This window comes from Candidatus Binatia bacterium (assembly GCA_023150935.1).
Classification (GTDB): domain Bacteria; phylum Desulfobacterota; class Binatia; order HRBIN30; family HRBIN30; genus JAKLJW01.
Window position 1 is genome coordinate 264 of sequence record JAKLJW010000177.1, and the last position, 271, is coordinate 534.

Sequence of the window (271 nt, forward strand, 5' to 3'; positions counted from 1 at the left end):
TTTCCTAAGCAAACAAAGAGTAACTTTTGGCTTTTCATTTAAAAGATTTTAGAGCTATTATTGGACCTTGTCACTATGTGGGGCTGTAGCTCAGCTGGGAGAGCGCAACGCTGGCAGTGTTGAGGTCGTCGGTTCGATCCCGATCAGCTCCACCCGCTGCCCCTCAACAAGTTTTCCGCCGAGCGTCAGCTCGGACGGTCCGCGGCCGCAGTGCCGCACGGCTCGAGAGAGTCGCCCTCTTTGAAAATCTAAGTTTTTGCGTCCAAAGCAA

General features: G+C 52.4%; 1 tRNA gene. It reads left to right on the plus strand.

The features are described from left to right. The first annotated feature begins 79 nt into the window (after positions 1–79). A tRNA-Ala gene (locus L6Q96_23605) sits at positions 80–152 on the plus strand. Positions 153–271 lie beyond the last annotated feature (119 nt).